This window comes from Enterobacter cloacae complex sp. P6RS, assembly GCF_014982245.1.
Lineage (GTDB): Bacteria > Pseudomonadota > Gammaproteobacteria > Enterobacterales > Enterobacteriaceae > Enterobacter > Enterobacter bugandensis.
This window is the reverse complement of the sequence record NZ_JADCLB010000032.1, coordinates 58,329-77,606: the sequence shown is the minus strand read 5'-3', so window position 1 is coordinate 77,606 and position 19,278 is coordinate 58,329. Positions and strand designations below refer to the sequence as shown.

At 57.5% G+C, this 19,278-nt stretch carries 14 protein-coding genes; 9 read left to right on the top strand and 5 right to left on the bottom strand.

Annotated features, from left to right (window positions below; translation table 11 throughout):
• Positions 1-85 precede the first annotated feature (85 nt).
• Positions 86-2,794: a magnesium-translocating P-type ATPase gene (gene mgtA / locus INF73_RS20725; protein WP_193541690.1), complete on the bottom strand. Its 2,709-nt coding sequence runs from the start codon at positions 2,792-2,794 to the stop codon at positions 86-88.
• A gap of 390 nt (positions 2,795-3,184) precedes the next feature.
• Here mgtA and treR point away from each other — a divergent pair, with 390 nt between their 5' ends.
• From treR to INF73_RS20705, 4 genes are all read left to right on the top strand, one after another.
• A complete protein-coding gene (treR, locus tag INF73_RS20720; protein WP_193541692.1) occupies positions 3,185-4,132 on the top strand; it encodes a trehalose operon repressor TreR in 948 nt (315 codons plus the stop codon).
• A 127-nt stretch (positions 4,133-4,259) separates the two neighbouring features.
• On the top strand, positions 4,260-5,678 hold the full coding sequence (gene treB / locus INF73_RS20715; RefSeq protein ID WP_045259643.1) for a PTS trehalose transporter subunit IIBC: 1,419 nt from the start codon (positions 4,260-4,262) through the stop codon (positions 5,676-5,678).
• A gap of 51 nt (positions 5,679-5,729) precedes the next feature.
• A complete protein-coding gene (treC, locus tag INF73_RS20710) occupies positions 5,730-7,385 on the top strand; it encodes an alpha,alpha-phosphotrehalase (RefSeq protein ID WP_193541694.1) in 1,656 nt (551 codons plus the stop codon).
• 136 nt (positions 7,386-7,521) lie between these two features.
• Complete coding sequence (locus INF73_RS20705; protein WP_193541738.1) at positions 7,522-8,268, top strand: oligogalacturonate-specific porin KdgM family protein; 747 nt, start codon at positions 7,522-7,524, stop codon at positions 8,266-8,268.
• A gap of 8 nt (positions 8,269-8,276) precedes the next feature.
• Here INF73_RS20705 and INF73_RS20700 read toward each other — a convergent pair whose 3' ends face one another.
• Complete coding sequence (locus INF73_RS20700) at positions 8,277-8,936, bottom strand: MurR/RpiR family transcriptional regulator (RefSeq protein WP_041911449.1); 660 nt, start codon at positions 8,934-8,936, stop codon at positions 8,277-8,279.
• Positions 8,937-9,115: 179 nt separating this feature from the next.
• Here INF73_RS20700 and INF73_RS20695 point away from each other — a divergent pair, with 179 nt between their 5' ends.
• The 5 genes from INF73_RS20695 (at position 9,116) to nrdG (ending at position 16,753) form a co-directional block, all read left to right on the top strand.
• On the top strand, positions 9,116-10,513 hold the full coding sequence (locus tag INF73_RS20695) for a PTS fructose transporter subunit IIC (protein ID WP_193541696.1): 1,398 nt from the start codon (positions 9,116-9,118) through the stop codon (positions 10,511-10,513).
• Between the two features lie 10 nt (positions 10,514-10,523).
• A complete protein-coding gene (locus tag INF73_RS20690) occupies positions 10,524-13,121 on the top strand; it encodes a glycoside hydrolase family 38 C-terminal domain-containing protein (protein WP_193541698.1) in 2,598 nt (865 codons plus the stop codon).
• A 1-nt stretch (position 13,122) separates the two neighbouring features.
• Positions 13,123-13,695, top strand: coding sequence for a PTS sugar transporter subunit IIA (locus INF73_RS20685; RefSeq protein WP_193541700.1), 573 nt, complete (start codon positions 13,123-13,125; stop codon positions 13,693-13,695).
• Positions 13,696-14,064: 369 nt separating this feature from the next.
• A complete protein-coding gene (gene nrdD, locus INF73_RS20680) occupies positions 14,065-16,203 on the top strand; it encodes an anaerobic ribonucleoside-triphosphate reductase (protein WP_193541702.1) in 2,139 nt (712 codons plus the stop codon).
• 85 nt (positions 16,204-16,288) lie between these two features.
• Positions 16,289-16,753 (top strand): anaerobic ribonucleoside-triphosphate reductase-activating protein, encoded by a 465-nt coding sequence (nrdG, locus tag INF73_RS20675; RefSeq protein WP_060573503.1) that lies wholly within the window; start codon positions 16,289-16,291, stop codon positions 16,751-16,753.
• Between the two features lie 3 nt (positions 16,754-16,756).
• Here nrdG and INF73_RS20670 read toward each other — a convergent pair whose 3' ends face one another.
• From INF73_RS20670 to INF73_RS20660, 3 genes are all read right to left on the bottom strand, one after another.
• Positions 16,757-17,041 carry a type II toxin-antitoxin system RelE/ParE family toxin gene (locus INF73_RS20670; protein WP_041911453.1) on the bottom strand — a complete coding sequence of 95 codons (285 nt, stop codon included), beginning with the start codon at positions 17,039-17,041 and terminating at the stop codon, positions 16,757-16,759.
• A complete protein-coding gene (locus INF73_RS20665) occupies positions 17,031-17,273 on the bottom strand; it encodes a type II toxin-antitoxin system RelB/DinJ family antitoxin (RefSeq protein ID WP_023331889.1) in 243 nt (80 codons plus the stop codon). The genes INF73_RS20670 and INF73_RS20665 overlap by 11 nt, the downstream gene beginning before the upstream one ends.
• Positions 17,274-17,350: 77 nt before the next feature.
• Complete coding sequence (locus INF73_RS20660) at positions 17,351-19,261, bottom strand: PRD domain-containing protein (RefSeq protein ID WP_193541704.1); 1,911 nt, start codon at positions 19,259-19,261, stop codon at positions 17,351-17,353.
• Between the last annotated feature and the right edge of the window lie 17 nt (positions 19,262-19,278).

Sequence of the window (19,278 nt, the reverse complement as noted above, 5' to 3'; positions counted from 1 at the left end):
AGGTTGTTGAATTTGGGAGGAAAGCCAGATGCCGGGTGGCGGCTTCGCCTTACCCGGCCTACGTTTGGATTGTGGCAAAATGAGCTTACTGCCACCCATATCGACGCGCATAGAACCCTTTCACCATCTGCGTCAGCACCATGTAGCCCGCGAGGATCGCCACCAACCATGGGAAGTAGCTCAGCGGCAGCGCCTGTAGCTGCAGGTAACCTGCCAGCGGCGAGAACGGCAGCGCGATGCCGAGCGCCATCACAATGCCCGTCATCACAATCAGCGGCCACGCGGCACGGCTCTGGATAAACGGAATGCGGCGGGTGCGGATCATGTGCACAATCAGCGTCTGGGACAGCAGCCCTACCACGAACCAGCCGGACTGGAACAGCGTCTGGTGTTCCGGGGTGTTGGCGTGGAACACAAACCACATCAGGCAGAAGGTCAGAATGTCGAAGATGGAGCTGATCGGCCCAAAGAACAGCATAAAGCGGCCCAGATCGGCGGGGTTCCAGCGCTGCGGCTTCTGGATCTGCTCGTCGTCCACGTTATCAAACGGGATCGCTACCTGAGAGACATCGTACATCAGGTTCTGGATCAGCAGGTGCAGCGGCAGCATCGGCAGGAACGGCAGAAACGCGCTCGCCACCAGCACGCTGAAGACGTTACCGAAGTTGGAGCTGGCGGTCATTTTGATGTACTTGAGCATGTTGGCGAAGGTGCGGCGCCCTTCAATGACGCCCTCCTCCAGCACCATCAGGCTTTTTTCCAGCAGGATGATATCCGCTGCCTCGCGGGCGATATCCACGGCGCCGTCCACGGAGATGCCAATGTCCGCCGCACGCAGCGCGGGCGCATCGTTGATGCCGTCGCCCATAAAGCCCACCACGTGCCCTTCACGACGCAGCAGCGTCACAATGCGCTCTTTGTGCATCGGCGTCAGGCGGGCAAACAGCGTCGTGCGCTGGGCAAGCTGCGCCAGTTCGTCGTCGGTGAGGTGCTCAATGTCGCTCCCCACCACCACGTCGCCCGCGTCCAGCCCCACTTCGTGACACACTTTGGCCGCCACCAGCTCGCTGTCGCCGGTGAGAATTTTGACGGTGATGCCGCTCGCCTTCAGCGCCTTCAGCGCCGGTGCGGTGGTCTCTTTCGGCGGATCGAGGAATGCGATGTAACCCTCGAGGATCAAATCGGATTCGTCGATACGCTGATAGTCCCCCTCCCGCGCGGGCAGGAATTTGCTCGCCACCGCCACCACGCGCAGCCCCTGACGGTTCAGGTTGTCGGTGACGCGCTTGATGCGGCGCAGCATGGTGTCGTCCAGCGGCACGATCTCCCCGTTATGGCGCACCTGCGTGGAGACGTTCAGGATCTCCTGCAGCGCGCCTTTGCAGATCAGCTGGTGCACGTCCGGCTGCTCGCTGACCACCACCGACATGCGGCGGCGCTCGAAGTCGAACGGGATTTCGTCCACCTTCTGCCAGCGGCCGGAGAGCGTACGGGCGGCCTCCTCGTCCACGCCTTCCAGCACCGCCACGTCGAGCAGGTTTTTCAGCCCGGTCTGGTAGTGGCTGTTCAGCCACGCGCTGTGGAGCACGCGCTCGCTGGTTTTACCGGCGATGTCGGTGTGGTTCTCCAGCACGATTTTATCCTGCGTCAGGGTGCCGGTTTTATCGGTGCAGAGAATGTCCATTGCGCCAAAGTTCTGGATGGCGTCGAGGTGTTTGACGATCACCTTTTGTTTAGAGAGTTTGACCGCCCCGCGCGCCAGCGTGGAGGTAACAATCATCGGCAGCATTTCCGGCGTCAGGCCGACGGCCACGGAGAGCGCAAACAGCGCCGCCTCCCACCAGTCGCCCTTGGTGTAGCCGTTGATCAGCAGCACGATTGGCGTCATAACCATCATAAAGCGGATCAGCAGCATGCTGACGCGGCCAATGCCTTTCTGGAACGCATTCGGCTCGCTCTCCTGCTCGCTGACGCGCCCGGCCAGCTGCCCAAACCAGGTGTTGCCGCCGGTGGCGGTGACAATTGCCTGCGCCGTGCCGCTGACCACCGTGGTGCCCATAAAGCACAGGGTGTCGCACTCGAGCGGGTTCATCTGCTGCGGGTCGCGGGTCCGTGCGACCTTCTCCACGGGCAGGGATTCACCGGTCAATGAGGCCTGCGCCACGAACAGATCCCGCGCCTGGATGATGCGTAAATCCGCCGGGATCATGTCTCCCGCCGCCAGCTTCACCAGGTCGCCCGGCACCAGCTGGTCAATGGGCAGCTCAACCCAGGCGTTTTCGCCGAGGTCGTTAATCACGCGCGAGACGGTCGCGGTGTTGCTGACCATCGCCTTCAGGGCGTCCGCCGCTTTGGTGGAGCGGGCTTCCTGAATGAAGTTCAGCAGCGTGGAGATACCCACCATCAGGGCAATCACGCCCGCGGCAAAGAGATCTTCCGTCGCGTAAGAGATAATGCCGAGTACGGTCAGCAGCAGGTTGAACGGGTTGCGGTAGCAGAGCCACAGGTGCACCCACCACGGAGAGGGCTTCTGCGCCGGGATCTGGTTATCGCCGTGCACGGCGCGGATTTTTTCCACTTCAGACGCGTTCAGCCCTTCCGGATGGCCGCCAAAGGCGCGCCAGACTTCGTTTTCATCCATCGCCGCCACGTTCAGGCAGCGTTCGGTCAGGGACGCCGGGATCGCCGCTCCCGCCATGTTTTTGGCATTGGGCAGCGGATCGCGCTGAACAAGACGGTGTGGCAGATGGCGGCTCAGCAGCGCCTGCAGCTGCCGGGTGATATTTTTAAACATAGACATTCCTCCGCATCCGCCAGGCGGACGCAGCATTCCCTTCAGGCGTGGCAAAGCCGTACCTGTCAGGCACTCAATTTTTCAAGCAGGAACGTTTGGGACGTTGCTGCCTCACATTACCGGTGAGACAGCAAAAGCTGGCTTACCGGAAAGAACAAATTCTCCCGTTCAGGAGAGGTGCGGGATCGGGATCCATAAAGCCTCCGGTAAGTAAAAAAACAGGGTGTCGCCGCGCAGTATAAAGATTTAAGCGTACCCTTTGTGACGATTCGGGCGGTATTATACGCGCCTGCAAATAAACAGTACGTAAACCAGACTTTGCCCATAGCGAAATCGCGCTATAGCATTAGGCTCAATTGACCATTTTGTCGTTGTTACAGGGAAAACAGCATGCAGAACCGCCTTACAATTAAAGACATCGCGCGTTTAAGCGGCGTGGGGAAATCAACCGTCTCACGCGTGCTGAACAACGAAAGCGGCGTCAGCGAACGCACCCGCGAGCGCGTTGAGGCGGTCATGAATCAGCACGGTTTTTCCCCTTCCCGCTCCGCGCGCGCCATGCGCGGGCAGAGCGATAAAGTGGTTGCGATCATCGTTTCGCGTCTGGATTCCCTCTCCGAAAACCTCGCCGTTCAGACCATGCTGCCTGCCTTCTACGAGCAGGGCTATGACCCGATCATGATGGAGAGCCAGTTCTCGCCACAGCTGGTGGAAGAACATCTCGGCATGCTCCAGCGCCGTAACATTGACGGCGTGGTGCTGTTTGGTTTTACCGGCATTGACGAGGAGATGCTGAAACACTGGCAGCCGTCTCTGGTGCTGCTGGCGCGCGATGCCCACGGTTTTGCCTCCGTCTGTTATGACGATGAGGGGGCGATTATCACCCTGATGCAGCGCCTGTACGAAGAAGGCCACCGCCACATCAGCTATCTGGGCGTGCCGCACGCGGACGTTACCACCGGCAAGCGCCGCCACGAGGCCTATCTGGCCTTTTGCAAAAAGCACAATCTTCCTGCCGTGGCCTCCCTGCCGGGGCTGGGCATGAAGCAGGGCTACGAGCAGGTCGCCAGCGTCCTGACGCCGCAGACCACCGCGCTGGTGTGCGCCACGGACACCCTTGCGCTGGGTGCCAGCAAGTATCTGCAGGAGCAGTGCATTGATAACCTGCAGGTGGCGAGCGTCGGCAGCACGCCGCTGATGAAGTTCCTGCACCCTGAAATTATCACCGTCGATCCGGGCTACGCCGAGTCCGGCAGACAGGCCGCCGCGCAGCTGATCGAGCAGATCAACGGGCGGAGCGAGCCGCGCCAGATCGTTATTCCTGCCCGTCTCTCATAACCCCCCTGAATCGTTTATTGTGATCTTCGCCCGATTTCGGGAACGTTCCCATTTTCGCCGTCACGCTGAAGGAGTAGGCTTGCGCTCAGGTCATTACCCCCCTCAACATCTGTCATGAGGTTTCATGATGAGTAAAGTCAAACAAGCAGATATCGATCGGCTGATCGTCCTGGTCGGCGGCCGCGAAAACATCGCCACCGTCAGCCATTGCATTACCCGCCTGCGCTTCGTGCTGAACGATCCGGCCAAGGCCAACCCGAAGGCGATTGAAGAGCTTTCCATGGTGAAAGGTTGCTTCACCAACGCCGGACAGTTCCAGGTGGTGATTGGTACCGAAGTGGGCGATTACTATCAGGCTCTGCTGGCGACCACCGGACACTCTTCTGCCGATAAAGAGCAGGCGAAGAAGGCGGCGCGCCAGAATATGAAGTGGCACGAGCAGCTGATTTCCCACTTTGCAGAAATCTTCTTCCCGCTGCTGCCGGCGCTGATCAGCGGGGGCTTAATTTTGGGCTTCCGTAACGTCATCGGCGATGTGCCGATGAGCGACGGTAAAACCCTGGCGCAGATGTACCCGGCGCTGCAAAGCATCTATGACTTCCTGTGGCTGATTGGCGAAGCGATCTTCTTCTACCTGCCGGTCGGGATCTGCTGGTCCGCGGTGCGCAAGATGGGCGGTACGCCAATTCTCGGTATCGTACTGGGCGTCACGCTGGTCTCTCCGCAGTTAATGAACGCTTACTTACTTGGTCAGCAGGTGCCTGAGGTATGGAACTTCGGCCTGTTTACCATCGCCAAGGTGGGCTATCAGGCGCAGGTCATTCCGGCCCTGCTGGCGGGTCTGGCGCTGGGCTTTATTGAGACGCGTCTGAAGCGCATCGTGCCGGATTACCTCTACCTGGTGGTGGTGCCGGTCTGCTCGCTGATCCTGGCCGTCTTCCTGGCGCACGCTTTTATCGGTCCGTTTGGCCGCATGATCGGCGACGGCGTGGCCTTCGCGGTGCGTCATCTGATGACCGGCAGCTTCGCGCCAATCGGTGCCGCGCTGTTTGGCTTCCTGTATGCCCCGCTGGTGATCACCGGCGTGCACCAGACCACGCTGGCCATCGATATGCAGATGATCCAGAGCCTCGGCGGTACCCCGGTCTGGCCGATTATCGCCCTCTCTAACATCGCACAGGCCTCTGCGGTGACCGGCATCATTATCGTTAGCCGTAAGCACAACGAGCGTGAGATCTCCGTTCCGGCGGCCATCTCCGCCTATCTCGGCGTCACCGAACCGGCGATGTACGGCATCAACCTGAAGTACCGCTTCCCGATGCTCTGCGCGATGATCGGCTCTGGCCTGGCGGGCCTGCTGTGCGGCCTGAACGGCGTGATGGCGAACGGGATTGGCGTCGGCGGCCTGCCGGGGATCCTCTCCATCCAGCCTACTTTCTGGCAGGTGTTTGCCCTGGCCATGGCGGTGGCGATTATCGTCCCCATGGCGCTCACCACCGTGGTTTACCAGCGTAAGTTCCGTCAGGGCACGCTGCAGATTGTTTAACTTCATCTTTCGGGGCGCAATTGCGCCCCTTCGCATTTGCAGGAACGCACTATGAATACCCTTCCTCACTGGTGGCAGAACGGCGTCATCTACCAGATTTACCCAAAGAGTTTTCAGGACACCACCGGCAGCGGCACCGGCGATCTGCGCGGCGTGACGCAGCGGCTGGATTACCTGAAAACCCTCGGCATCGACGCCATCTGGCTGACGCCGTTTTATATTTCCCCGCAGGTGGATAACGGCTACGACGTGGCGAATTACACCGCCATCGACCCGTCCTTTGGCACGCTGGATGACTTTGACGAGCTGGTTGCCGAAGCGCACGAACGCGGCATTCGCATCGTGCTGGATATGGTGTTTAACCATACCTCCACGCAGCACGCCTGGTTCCGCGAGTCGCTGAACAAAGCGAGCCCGTACCGCCAGTTCTACATCTGGCGCGACGGCACGCCGGAGCAGCTCCCCAACAACTGGCGCTCCAAGTTTGGCGGCAACGCCTGGCGCTGGCACGCCGAGAGCGAGCAGTATTATCTTCACCTTTTCGCGCCCGAGCAGGCGGATCTCAACTGGGAAAACCCGGCGGTGCGCGCCGAGCTGAAAAAGGTATGCGAGTTCTGGGCCGATCGCGGCGTGGACGGCTTGCGTCTGGACGTGATTAACCTCATCTCTAAAGATCAAGATTTCCCGGACGACACCATTGGCGACGGTCGCCGCTTCTACACTGACGGCCCGCGCATCCACGAATATCTCCAGGAGATGAGCCGCGACGTCTTCACCCCGCGCAACCTGATGACGGTGGGCGAGATGTCGTCAACCTCGCTGGAGAACTGCCAGCAATACGCGTCGCTCGACGGGCGCGAGCTGTCGATGACCTTTAACTTCCACCACCTGAAGGTGGACTACCCCGGCGGCGAAAAGTGGACGAAGGCAAAGCCGGACTTTGTGGCGCTGAAAACCCTCTTCCGCCACTGGCAGCAGGGCATGCACAACAAAGCCTGGAACGCGCTGTTCTGGTGTAACCACGACCAGCCGCGCATCGTGTCGCGCTTTGGCGACGAAGGGGAATACCGCGTTCACGCTGCAAAGATGCTCGGCATGGTGCTGCACGGCATGCAGGGCACGCCGTATATCTACCAGGGTGAAGAGCTGGGCATGACCAACCCGCACTTCAGCCGCATCACCGACTACCGCGACGTGGAAAGCCTGAACATGTTCGCCGAACTGCGGGCCAATGGCCGTGAGCCGGATGAATTACTGGCGATTCTGGCGAGTAAATCCCGCGATAACGGCCGAACCCCAATGCAGTGGGACGCGTCGCACAATGCGGGCTTTACCGAGGGCGAGCCGTGGATTGGGGTCTGCGATAACTATGAAACCGTGAATGCCCGTACGGCGCTGGACGACCCGGATTCAATGTTCTACACCTATCAATCGCTGATTCGTCTGCGCAAAACCCTCCCGGTGCTGACGTGGGGAGATTATGAAGATCTCCTGCCGGAACACCCTTCCCTGTGGTGCTATCGCCGCCAGTGGCAGGGCCAGACGCTGATGGTGGTGGCAAACCTGAGCCGAGAGCGCCAGCAGTGGCAGCCGGACCCGGTACAGGGCGCATGGCAGGTCGCACTCAGCAACTATGAGGACGTCCCCTCTCGTCCCGATACGCTGCAATTGCGCCCGTTTGAAGCCATCTGGTGGGTGCAGGAATAAACGTCAGGAGATACAGCATGCTGTATCTCCTTTTTTTATGTTTAGCGATACGCTAAATGTACGACGATAACTTTTACATCACGGCGTACCGAAAATAAAAATAGTCCTGCCAATTAAATAACCTCGGCAGGACATGATGAACAAGACAATTATTAAAGTAACGTGTATTAGCGCATTATTATTGAGCACACAGGGATGGTGCGGAAATACGTCCGTCGACCTTCGCTTTGGCCATAATACGCGCTCTGACGTAAATGATTCTCGTATTAAGGTTATGCATCAGGCGGATAACGGTTTTTACTTCTCCGTTGAAGCCGCACAAAACCATAACGACACCTTTTTTGGTGATACCGACCGAAATAATCCCGATGACAAAGGATTAACAGAGGCGGCACAGGAGATTGAAACGCGCTGGCGCTTCAATCTGGGCAATGGCTTTGCCGTTGCGCCTGGCATGGTGACGGTTTTCACCCCCAGTAATACCCACTATCGCCCCTTCATTCAGGGCTGGAAAGCGTTTGATAACGGTCTGAACCTCTCTGCCCGTTACCGTTATAACACCATCAATGACGCGCACAGCGACAAAGAACTCGACGGCAGCGGCTATACCCGCCGTCAGTCACACCAGTTCGACATTTGGTTCGCGTACAATATTGGCAAATTCGGTATGTCCTACAACCCGCGCTTCCGCTGGCAGGATAATGTCGATCAGGGAACCGGGGATGATACCTACTGGGAGCATACCGTTGCGTTCAACTACCAGCTCGACGATGGCTGGACGCCTTACGTCGAGCTGGTGTCACTGGATAAAACCTATATCAACAATGACGGCAACCATGAAAATGATTATGCCGTACGTCTGGGGATAGTGAAGCAGCTCTGACGGCCTGACTACACCGTATCGTGCTGCAGCAGCCTGCAGCCGATACGGTCCACGGCGCTTAACAGTTCAAGCTGGCCCTCCCGCTGATACAGCGATACCGCGTTAATGTCGATCGATAACGGCCAACATAGCGTTGAGATCGACGCCAGCGTCGCCCCCTGACGGGTAATTGCAATAATCTTTAAGCCCTTGCGCAGCGCGTTTCGCGCCATTTCTATCAGCGACTGTGTCTCCCCGGATTTGCTGATCAGCACCAGCGTCCCCTTCGATACCCGTGTCAGCTGGTGCATGTCATTCAAAATAAGATGCGGCAGGCTCGCCAGCGATAAAAAGCGCGACAGGTAGTTGAGGCTGGTAAGCGAGGCGCCGCGTGCGTACAGATAGATATGGCTGGAATGGATGAGCAGCCTGGACACCTCCGCCACAATGTCGTCCGCCTGCGGACCCGCGTCGGGCACTGCAGGCGCCGGGGTAAAATGATCGCGTAAAAAACGATACCGAAGCTCGGTATAGCTTTTATACCCCATTTTTTTACACACACGATTAACGGATGTTGTCGTTGTAAAGGTATCACGGGCAATCTCTTTTGCCGAAATATTAGAAATATTACACGCGTGATGCTGAATGTATTCAAATATCAAGCGTTCACTTCCCTGGAATGAATTCATATATTACACCCTGTTTAATCCCGGCATGATATTAACACAACAGAAAAATAGTCTCTGGAAGGCGCTTCACACATTGCATTTACGCGTATCACGATACGTAATTAGTATTAGCAAACGTTAAAAACTGTTTTAGGTTCTCTTTATACTTTCCCTGTTTTCACATCCAGGGAATTATGACAATGACGAAACAGAAAGTTGTCGCGGTAACGGCGTGCCCGACGGGCATTGCACATACCTTTATGGCGGCGAATAAAATTATTGCATGGGCTAAAGAGCACAATATTGAGGTTAAGGTCGAAACGCAGGGCAGCGACGGCGTTAAAAACCGCTTAACGAAGCAGGATATCGCCTCCGCCACGGCCATTATTCTGGCAACCGACGTCCCCATTCAGGATGCCGAGCGCTTTGAAAACATTCCCCACCTTCAAACCCGCACGCAAGAGCTGATCAAGCATACCGATCGCTATCTGCGTCAGGCGCTTGCCATGGAAAAAAACGTCACGACTGTCGTACATGAAGACGAACTCCAGCCTTCGGCTTACCAGATTTTTATCGGCCATATCATGGCGGCCATCAGCTATATGCTGCCGGTGGTGGTCATGGGCGGGCTGATGATGGCAACGGCCAAAATTACCGGCCAGTTTATTAACATCGACCATTCGCCGTTCAGCGTGCTGGATAAAGTGGGCTTTATGACCATTAAGTTCATGTATCCGGTTTTCGCCATGTATCTGGCGTTTTCCATTGCCGGCAAACCGGCGCTGATCCCCGGACTTATCGGCGGCATCATGTCAGACGAGGTCTACAAGCGCTTCTTTGATATCGAAGGCTTTATGCCGTCCGGCTTTTTCGGCGCGATCGGCATTGGCTTTTTTGTGGGCTATCTGGTGCGCTGGCTGAATGATTCCATTCACGTCCGCCAACAGCTCACCACCATCAAGACCATGCTGGTCGTCCCGCTCATCACCGGCATTACGCTGGTGATGGTCATGGAATATTTGATTAACCCGATTTTCGGCTCGCTTAACCAGCTGATGGTGGTCTTTTTTACCTCGGCAGGTGACACCGGGCGCGGATTCTATTCCGCGATGATCGCCGCAGGCACCGCGTTCGACCTGGGCGGCCCGGTCAACAAGGCGGCAGGCTCAGTCGCGCTCGGCCTGAATGGCATGAGCGAAACGTTTGATCTCACCGCCCGCGAACTCTCCATCGTGATCCCCTCTATTGGCGTCGGCTTTGCCGCGTTCCTCAACGGCCGCTTTGGACTACCGGATGCTTTTAGCCGGGAAGAGAAAACCGTTGGCAGCACCTCGTTGCTGCTTGGCGTGATTGGGATCTCCGAAGGCGCGATCCCGTTCATCCTGAAAAACCCACGTCTGATCCCGGTGTTCATGACCGGTGCCGTTGCCGGCGCGCTGGTCGCCATTGCACTCGGCGTGAAGCAGACGCTGCCGCTGCCGGCCATCTGGGGCTGGCCGCTGGCAACCAACGTGGCGGGCTACCTGGCGAGCGTCTTTATTGGCGCACTGATTTGCGCCCTGGGCGTGCTTTACGTCAGCCCAAAGAACGCCAGCTAAGGGGAAGGTCATGAATCAGATCCACGTCATTGCCCATACGCACTGGGATCAGGAGTGGTATTTCACCCGTCAGGACAGCATGGTGCTGGCATCATATAACTTTGCGGACGTCATCGACACGCTGGAGCAGGACCCGGCTTACAGCTGCTATCACCTTGATGGACAGATGGCGGTGGTAGAAGACTTTCTCGCTATCAATCCCGAGTATCGCACCAGGCTGGAGACGCTGGTCAGAGAGAAAAGGATTTTTGTGGGGCCGTGGTATACCCAGACGGACACCTACAACGTGCATGGCGAATCCATTATCCGCAACCTCAAATACGGCATCTTCTCTGCCCGTAAGCTGGGGCACGCCATGCAGGTTGGGTATCTTCCGGATACCTTCGGCCACAATGCGCAGATGCCCACGATTTTGCAGGGCTGCAATATCGACAACATCGTCTTCTGGCGCGGCATCGATCACGACGGACAGGCGAAAAGCAGCCAGTTCCTCTGGCGCGCGCCGTCAGGGGCGACCGTTATCGCCTGCGCGATGGCGCTCGGTTATGGCGCGGCTAAAAACATCTCTTCAGACGCGAGCCATTTGCAGGGAAAAATCTTCCCGATGGTCAATCTCCTGCGCTCGCGGGCCGGAATAAATGACCTGCTGCTGCCCTGCGGCGGCGATCAGGTCAGCATCGACCCGGCGCTGCCGAAAATCCTGCAGGTCGCCAGCGCACGCTCCCCGGATGAGGACCGGTACGTCATCAGTTCGCTGGAGCGCTACGTCGACATTCTGCGCGCGCAGCGTGAGCAGTTTGAATTCTGGGAAGGAGAGCTGAAATCGCCGCGCTACACCCGCATCCATAAAACGATCGGCTCCGTGCGCTACGACATTAAAAAGAAAAATGATGCAGTTGAGCAGTTCATCCTGCGGCAGCTGGAGCCGACAATCGCCATGGCGCGTCATCAGGGGCTGCCGGTCAACCTCTCGGTGGTCGATACGCTCTGGAAGAAGCTGTTGCGAAGCCATGCTCATGACTCCATCGGCGGCTGTAACAGCGATGCCACCAACCGCGATATTCTGCATCGACTGGAGCAAACCGAACAGCTGTGCCACAGCCTGTGGAATCTGGTGGTGAAAACCCTGGCCGCCGCCTGCGCTCGGGAAGGCGATCTGCTGATTTTTAACCCGCTGGGCACGCAAACGCAGCGCGTGGTGAAAACCACTCTCTATAGCCGCGCTGAAAATATCGCCCTGATGTATCAGGGGCAGGCCATCCCCTTCGACGTCCTGAAAAGAGACGTTTTGCCCGGCGGAACGGCGATCTCCCTTAACGCCGAAGGCGAGTGTGAAACGCCCCTTCCCCCTTATTACCGCTGGCACGTTGCTGTGAAAACACCGGTTCTGCCGCCGGTCGGCTATCTCAGCGTTAACGTTGAAGATGACCCGGCGCCTTTCCGGCAGCCTGAACAGACAACGGGCAGCGAGATAGAGAATGCACATTATCGATTAACGCTGGACGACGGAACGCTAACCCTGCACGACAAACGCAGCGGCAGATGCATCCCCTCGTTCTTTACCCTTGAAGACTGTGCGGATGCGGGCGACAGCTACGATTTCTCACCGCTTGCGGGCGATACGCCGACGCGATGCGACCATTTCACGCTCGTCGGCTGCCTGAAAACGCCGCTTGTCGAAAAGCTGATCGTTGAAGCCACCCTGTTTCTTCCGCCAGATCTCGCCGGACGCCAGGATACTGCCCGAACGCCGTTATCCATTCGTCTGGAGTGCACATTACGCGAAGACGATCCGAACCTGTACGTCGAGGCTTCGCTGGAAAACAGCCACTGCGATCACCGGCTACGTTTACTGATCGGCAGCGATATTCGCACCCGTCATGCTATCGCCTCCCAGCCCTTCGCGATAATCCAGCGCGATACGGGGTGTGAGAGTGGAAACTGGCAGGAGCGCTATCGCGAGATGCCCGTGGATATCGAAACCACCGAAGGCATTATCGCTGTCGCTGAAGCGGGCAAAGCGCTGGTGGTGAATAGCCGCGGTATGAAGGAATTTCAGATTATCGGCCGCGAACCCGCGACGATTGCCCTGACGTTGTTTAAAGCAACGGGCGTGCTCGGGCGCAACGATCTCGACTGGCGACCGGGCCGTGCGTCCGGCATTAATAATACGGTGGTTAAGACCCCCGACGCCCAGTTACTGAAACCGCTGCACTTTTCATTTACCGTCGCGCTGGCCGACAGCGCCGATCATCTCACGCTTCGCCAGCTGGAAAACCAGGCTGCGGGACAGCCTTTCACCTACCAACGGCAATCGTTACACACGCTCGATCACCGTCTTGAGCGCTTTGCGTTGCGTCTGCCCGACCACAGGCTTCCGGCACAATTCTCATTATTGACCCTGCCGGAGCCGCTAGTCCTTTCTGCCCTGCCCCATGCGCAACGGTCGAATGGCACCGTCGTCCGGGTGTTTAACGCCGGGACGCAGCCGGTTCCCGTCCCGGAAAGTCTGGCGGGGCTACGTCAGATCAACTATCTGGAAGAGCCTGTGCCGCCGGTAACGGCAATCCCCCCTTTCGCAACCTGCGATTTTTTGATGGAGGCTTAATATGAACTTGCTTGCATTGACGCACCCCGATCTGGTTTTTATCAACCCGCCGCACCGTACGCCTGAAGCGCTGATCCGCTGGCTCGCTGAACCGCTCGCCAGGCGAAAAATCATCTGCGATGAAGAAACATTCATCCAGAGCGTGTTACAGCGCGAAAGCGAAGGCCCTACCGCGCTGGGTGAAGCGCTCGCCGTTCCGCACGGTAAAACCGAGGCGGTGCAGCAGGCGGCGTTTTGTCTGGCACTCTTTGACGACCCGATACGCTGGCCGGGGCTGGACGGTGATGAAGAGGTCAGAATGGTTTTCCTGCTCGCCATTCCGCCCGCGGAAGCAGGCAGTACCCATATGCAACTGCTGACGACGCTGACCAGTTTATTGACAGAAGATCGAGTGCGCGCGCAGCTTCTGGCGGCGCGCACCCGGGAAGAGGCGATGTCCGCCCTGAGTGCTGAAGAACCTCAAAAACAGGATGCGCCCCCTGACCGCTCCCTTCTCATTCCGGTGATACTGGGCAGTATCGCTACCGCAGCCTTTTTACAGGCAGCATTGAGCTGGGCCTGCGCGGTGAGTTAACCGAACGGCGCTCAGCACGTACCGCGCTGAGCGCTTGTTTTTGTTGAATAATTAATCAGATTTTTCCTGCGCGTATTTACAATTGCTCCAGCGCCCGCCGTTTGTACTCTCGTCTTTTTACTTTGTTCTGAATCAAAAAAATCGCAAACATGTTTGATGCAAATCACTATATGTAGAACTTAAAATGCACGCCGACCCAACATCTTGTATTAATCGTCTACTATTCCAACAACAAGACGGCGCTGACGCTGGCCGGAATTGTGGATAACACGAGCTGGGAACGGGGGAAGTCTTTGGCCTGGCGGGGAATACGTCCGGTGAATACTTCTCCACCTCTGTGGATAACCTGTTTTTAAAAATGGAGTGATCATGACACCGCATGTGATGAAACGTGATGGCTGTAAAGTGCCGTTTAAATCAGAGCGCATCCAGGAAGCCATTCTGCGTGCAGCTAAAGCAGCGGGAGTCGATGACGCAGATTATTGCGCCACCGTCGCAGAAGTCGTTAGCAGCCAGATGACTGAACGCAGCCAGGTCGATATCAACGAGATCCAGACCGCGGTTGAAAACCAGCTGATGGCTGGCCCCTACAAACAGTTAGCCCGCGCCTACATTGAGTATCGCCACGATCGCGACGTGCAGCGTGAGAAGCGCGGTCGCCTGAATCAGGAGATCCGTGGCCTGGTGGAGCAGACCAACTCTGCCCTGCTCAATGAAAACGCCAACAAAGACAGCAAAGTGATCCCGACCCAGCGCGATCTGCTGGCCGGTATCGTCGCCAAACACTATGCCCGCCAGCATCTGCTGCCGCGCGACGTGGTCTCGGCACACGAGCGCGGCGAGATCCACTATCACGACCTTGATTACTCGCCGTTCTTCCCGATGTTCAACTGCATGCTGATCGACCTGAAAGGCATGCTGACCCAGGGCTTTAAAATGGGTAACGCCGAGATTGAACCGCCTAAGTCGATCTCCACGGCGACAGCGGTAACGGCACAGATTATCGCTCAGGTGGCGAGCCACATTTATGGCGGGACCACCATTAACCGCATTGACGAAGTGCTGGCCCCGTTCGTGACGGCGAGCTTCAACAAGCATCGGAAAACTGCCGAAGAGTGGCAGATCCCGGACGCGGACGGCTATGCGCACTCCCGTACCGAAAAAGAGTGCTACGACGCGTTCCAGTCGCTGGAATATGAAGTGAACACGCTGCACACCGCCAACGGGCAGACGCCGTTTGTAACCTTCGGTTTTGGCCTGGGCACCAGCTGGGAATCACGCCTGATCCAGCAGTCCATTCTGCGCAACCGTATTTCCGGCCTCGGCAAGAACCGCAAAACCGCGGTGTTCCCGAAACTGGTGTTCGCCATCCGCGACGGCCTGAACCACAAGTTTGGCGATCCGAACTACGACATCAAACAGCTGGCGCTGGAGTGCGCGAGCAAGCGCATGTACCCGGACATTCTGAACTACGACCAGGTGGTAAAAGTCACCGGCTCGTTTAAAACGCCTATGGGCTGCCGCAGCTTCCTCGGGGTGTACGAGGATGAAAACGGCGAGCAGATCCACGACGGGCGTAACAACCTGGGCGTCATCAGCCTGAACCTGCCGCGCATCGCGCTGGAGGCCAAAGGCAATGAAGCTGAATTCTGGAAACTGCTGGATGAACGCCTGCAGCTGGCGCGTAAGGCGCTGATGACCCGTATCGCACGCCTTGAAGGGGTTAAAGCCCGCGTGGCGCCCATCCTCTATATGGAAGGGGCCTGCGGCGTGCGCCTGAAGGCGGACGATGACGTGTCCGAGATCTTCAAAAACGGCCGCGCGTCGATTTCGCTGGGCTATATCGGCATCCACGAAACCATCAACGCCCTGTCTGGCGACGCGCATATTTACGACAGCGCGGCCCTGCGCGAAAAAGGCATTGCGATTGTCCAGCGCCTGCGCGACGCGGTTGACCAGTGGAAAGAGGAAACTGGCTACGGGTTTAGCCTCTACAGTACGCCGAGCGAGAACCTGTGCGACCGCTTCTGCCGTCTGGACACCGCCGAGTTCGGGATTGTGGAAGGCGTGACCGACAAAGGGTACTACACCAACAGCTTCCACCTCGACGTGGAGAAAAAGGTAAACCCGTACGACAAGATCGACTTCGAAGCGGCCTATCCGCCCATCGCCAGCGGCGGGTTCATCTGCTACGGCGAGTACCCGAACATCCAGCACAACCTGAAGGCGCTGGAAGACGTATGGGATTATAGCTATCAGCACGTGCCGTATTACGGGACCAATACGCCAATCGACGAATGCTACGAGTGTGGCTTTACCGGTGAGTTCGAGTGTACGAGCAAAGGCTTTACCTGCCCGAAATGCGGCAACCACGATGCAGCCCGCGTGTCCGTGACCCGTCGCGTGTGCGGCTATCTCGGCAGCCCGGATGCCCGTCCGTTTAACGCCGGCAAGCAGGAAGAGGTGAAGCGCCGGGTGAAACATCTGGGGAATGGGCAGATCGGTTGAGCCACTGCCACATTTATGCCCGGTGGCGCTACGCTTACCGGGCCTACAATCCGCACTCACACTGTACCCGGCTTGGTTAACCGCTATGAACTACCATCAGTACTACCCCGTCGACATCGTCAACGGCCCCGGTACCCGCTGCACCCTGTTCGTTTCAGGCTGCGTTCATGAGTGCCCAGGCTGCTACAACAAAAGCACCTGGCGCGTAAATTCCGGCATGCCGTTTACCGCCGAAATGGAAGACCGCATCATCGACGACCTGAACGACACGCGCATCAAACGCCAGGGGATTTCGCTCTCCGGCGGCGATCCGCTCCATCCGCAAAACGTGCCGGAGATCCTGAAGCTGGTGAAGCGCATTCACCGCGAGTGTGCGGGAAAAGATATCTGGGTCTGGACGGGATATAAGCTGGAAGAGCTGAATGCTGCTCAGAGGGAAGTCGTGGATTTGATTAACGTGCTGGTGGACGGCAAGTTCGTGCAGGATTTAAAAGACCCGGCCCTGATCTGGCGCGGCAGCAGCAACCAGGTTGTGCATCATTTGCGTTAAACGCTAAAGCCGTTTATTTGCTTCATGATAAACGGCTGATTTCTCTCTCTTTCCGATAGCGATAACAAATACCGTAACTACGTTATCCTGAACCTGATAAACCAAACGATAACCCAGAGATCTGAGTTTTATTTTGTAGCAATCCGGCAGGCCGTGCAGGCGGGCCGATTCAATTCTGGGGTTCACTAAGACGTCAGCAAGTTTCTTTTTAAACTGGCATTTCACCGTATCGCCCAGCTTATGCCACTCCTTTAAAGCCCTCGGGTCGAACTCCAGTTCATAAATCATCCAGACTAACCTTAATTCCCTTTTGTGGATTCGCCAGTCGCTCCCGGACTGTCTGTATCAGTTCATCTTCACTGTCACTGATGGTGACAGTTTTCACCGGCATACGCCCTGTTTCCGCAACGTACTGAAACAGTAACCGCACGGCTTCCGTTGGGGTAATATTGAGTTTTTCCAGCACGGCATACGCCTCATTTTTGAGTTTGTCATCCAGACGGACGTTAAGCGTGGCCATTATGCCTCCAGTAAAATCGAATGTGTAATGCAGTTTAGCATTACATTCGCATTACATCGAATTCTGGATAACGCCTCTCAAAACCTGCTCAAACTCTCCATCGCCTCAGCCTTAAACGCCGCAAAATCCTCGCACTGGCACAGGCGCGTCATCGCGCGTTCTCGCAGGAAAGTGACGAAGATGTCGTAAATCGCCATCGCCTCTTCGTACTCGCTTTTGCTGATGGCGAGCAGGAAGATGACGTGCGCCGTTTCATCCCCCCACTGAATACCCTGCGGAGCCAGCACCGTATAGACCACCGTTTTCTGTGCCAGCAGGCCGAGGGAGTGCGGCAGCGCGATGCCGTCGCCGAGCATGGTGCTGACGATAGCTTCACGCTCAACGACCGAATCCAGAAACTCCGCGCCGACAAAGCCTTCGCGTTCAAGCTGGTCACACAGCTCGCGGAACAGCGTTTGCTGGTCAACAGGCTTGTAGAGAATGCGGAAATGGGCCGCGTCGAAGTATTTCTCCAGCATCCACGGGCGGGTGCGGTCCACCAGCACCAGCTTGCCGATCTGCTCCAATTGATAATCGGTCGGGAACGGGGCGATCGTCACCACCGGTTTAGATTTTTCACTCACGCGGGCGGTGGAGATGACAAAGTCTTCACCGATGGCATCCGCAAGCTCGTATTCGCGCAGAGTGAGCGTGCGCGTCACCTCGATCTGCGGGTATTTGCGCTGGAGCACCGCCTCGATCATGCGCACCATCGCATTACCGGCGTCGCACACCAGCAGCACGCGCGGCTGGCGCTGGTAGCCGATGTTGTAGTGGCGCTCGAGCCCCACGCCGATGTGCAGCACCAGAAAACCAATCTCATTCTCGCTGATCGCATACGGCGTGTATTTCCCCCAGCTCGACACCGCCGCGAGGGTCATGTCCCACGCCATCGGGTAGTGCTGCTTGATGTTGTCCAGCAGCGGATTGGGGATCATGATTTGATACCGCACGCGGGTGATCATGGTTTTGATGTGCGTGAGCAGATCGGCGTGCAGCTGCGCGTCGCTGAGCAGGTTGTAGTTATAGTGGGTGTTGATGTAGCGCAGGATATAGTTGACCAGCGCTTCGTCGTCGTCGGCGTTAATCGCGCTGGGGGCAATCTCCTGAATCTGCCGCGCCGCGATGTGGACGCACAGCCAGCTCTCTTCCGATGGCGCAAGCGCCTTGCCCGCCAGCTCCTGAATGGCCACCGCGATATCCTTCGCCGCCTCGCGCACGTTCTCTTCCACGTCTTCCGCGTGGAATTCCGGCAGCGGATACCCCTCGCTGATGCGCCGCACCGACACCGCGCAGTACAGGCGCAGGAACAGTTCGCCTTCGTCGGTCAGACGAATGTGATGGCGAGTGAGCGCGTCGTGAAGCACGACCACCATCTGCTCCGGTACCCCGGCGTTGAGCGCGACCTCCGTCACCAGCGGGTTAAGGCTGTCCTGCTGCGCCAGCTCCCACAGAAGATCGGTCAGGCAGGCGCGGACCGACATCTCGCTGCCAAACAGCTTCATGCCGTGGCGCGGGCGGGTTTCCAGCGTCAGGTTATAGCGCTGGAACCACTCGCGCACTTCCACCATGTCGCTCTGCAAGGTGGCGCGGCTGACAAACCACTCGTCGGCCAGATCTTCAAGCTTAAGTGAAAACGCCGACGTCAGGAAACGCACCACCAGATAGTGCACGCGCTCCGGTCCCGTTCGGGGAATACGCAGCGCGCGCGGGTGCGATGCCTGCAGCTGCTGATAGCGCTCGGCATCGTCAATTTTAAGCTGGTAGCCGTTACCCCGGCTCAGAATAAACTGCGCGCCGTGGCTCGCCAGCAGCGCGTTCAGGGCGGTGATATCTGCGCGGACGGTTCGCGTGGAGACCGACAGCCGCTGCGCCAGCTCGTCCTGCGGCAGCGTCTCGTTTTGCAACAGATCGAAAAGTTGCGCTAAACGTTGGTTCGGAAATCGCACGTCGTTGTCCTCTTACT

What these genes read in the sequence shown, in the direction of transcription:
- mgtA (WP_193541690.1), bottom strand. Translation starts at nt 2,794, where the DNA reads ATGTTTAAAAATATCACCCGGCAGCTGCAGGCGCTGCTGAGCCGCCAT.
- treR (WP_193541692.1), top strand. Translation starts at nt 3,185, where the DNA reads ATGCAGAACCGCCTTACAATTAAAGACATCGCGCGTTTAAGCGGCGTG.
- treB (WP_045259643.1), top strand. Translation starts at nt 4,260, where the DNA reads ATGAGTAAAGTCAAACAAGCAGATATCGATCGGCTGATCGTCCTGGTC.
- treC (WP_193541694.1), top strand. Translation starts at nt 5,730, where the DNA reads ATGAATACCCTTCCTCACTGGTGGCAGAACGGCGTCATCTACCAGATT.
- INF73_RS20705 (WP_193541738.1), top strand. Translation starts at nt 7,522, where the DNA reads ATGAACAAGACAATTATTAAAGTAACGTGTATTAGCGCATTATTATTG.
- INF73_RS20700 (WP_041911449.1), bottom strand. Translation starts at nt 8,936, where the DNA reads ATGAATTCATTCCAGGGAAGTGAACGCTTGATATTTGAATACATTCAG.
- INF73_RS20695 (WP_193541696.1), top strand. Translation starts at nt 9,116, where the DNA reads ATGACGAAACAGAAAGTTGTCGCGGTAACGGCGTGCCCGACGGGCATT.
- INF73_RS20690 (WP_193541698.1), top strand. Translation starts at nt 10,524, where the DNA reads ATGAATCAGATCCACGTCATTGCCCATACGCACTGGGATCAGGAGTGG.
- INF73_RS20685 (WP_193541700.1), top strand. Translation starts at nt 13,123, where the DNA reads ATGAACTTGCTTGCATTGACGCACCCCGATCTGGTTTTTATCAACCCG.
- nrdD (WP_193541702.1), top strand. Translation starts at nt 14,065, where the DNA reads ATGACACCGCATGTGATGAAACGTGATGGCTGTAAAGTGCCGTTTAAA.
- nrdG (WP_060573503.1), top strand. Translation starts at nt 16,289, where the DNA reads ATGAACTACCATCAGTACTACCCCGTCGACATCGTCAACGGCCCCGGT.
- INF73_RS20670 (WP_041911453.1), bottom strand. Translation starts at nt 17,041, where the DNA reads ATGATTTATGAACTGGAGTTCGACCCGAGGGCTTTAAAGGAGTGGCAT.
- INF73_RS20665 (WP_023331889.1), bottom strand. Translation starts at nt 17,273, where the DNA reads ATGGCCACGCTTAACGTCCGTCTGGATGACAAACTCAAAAATGAGGCG.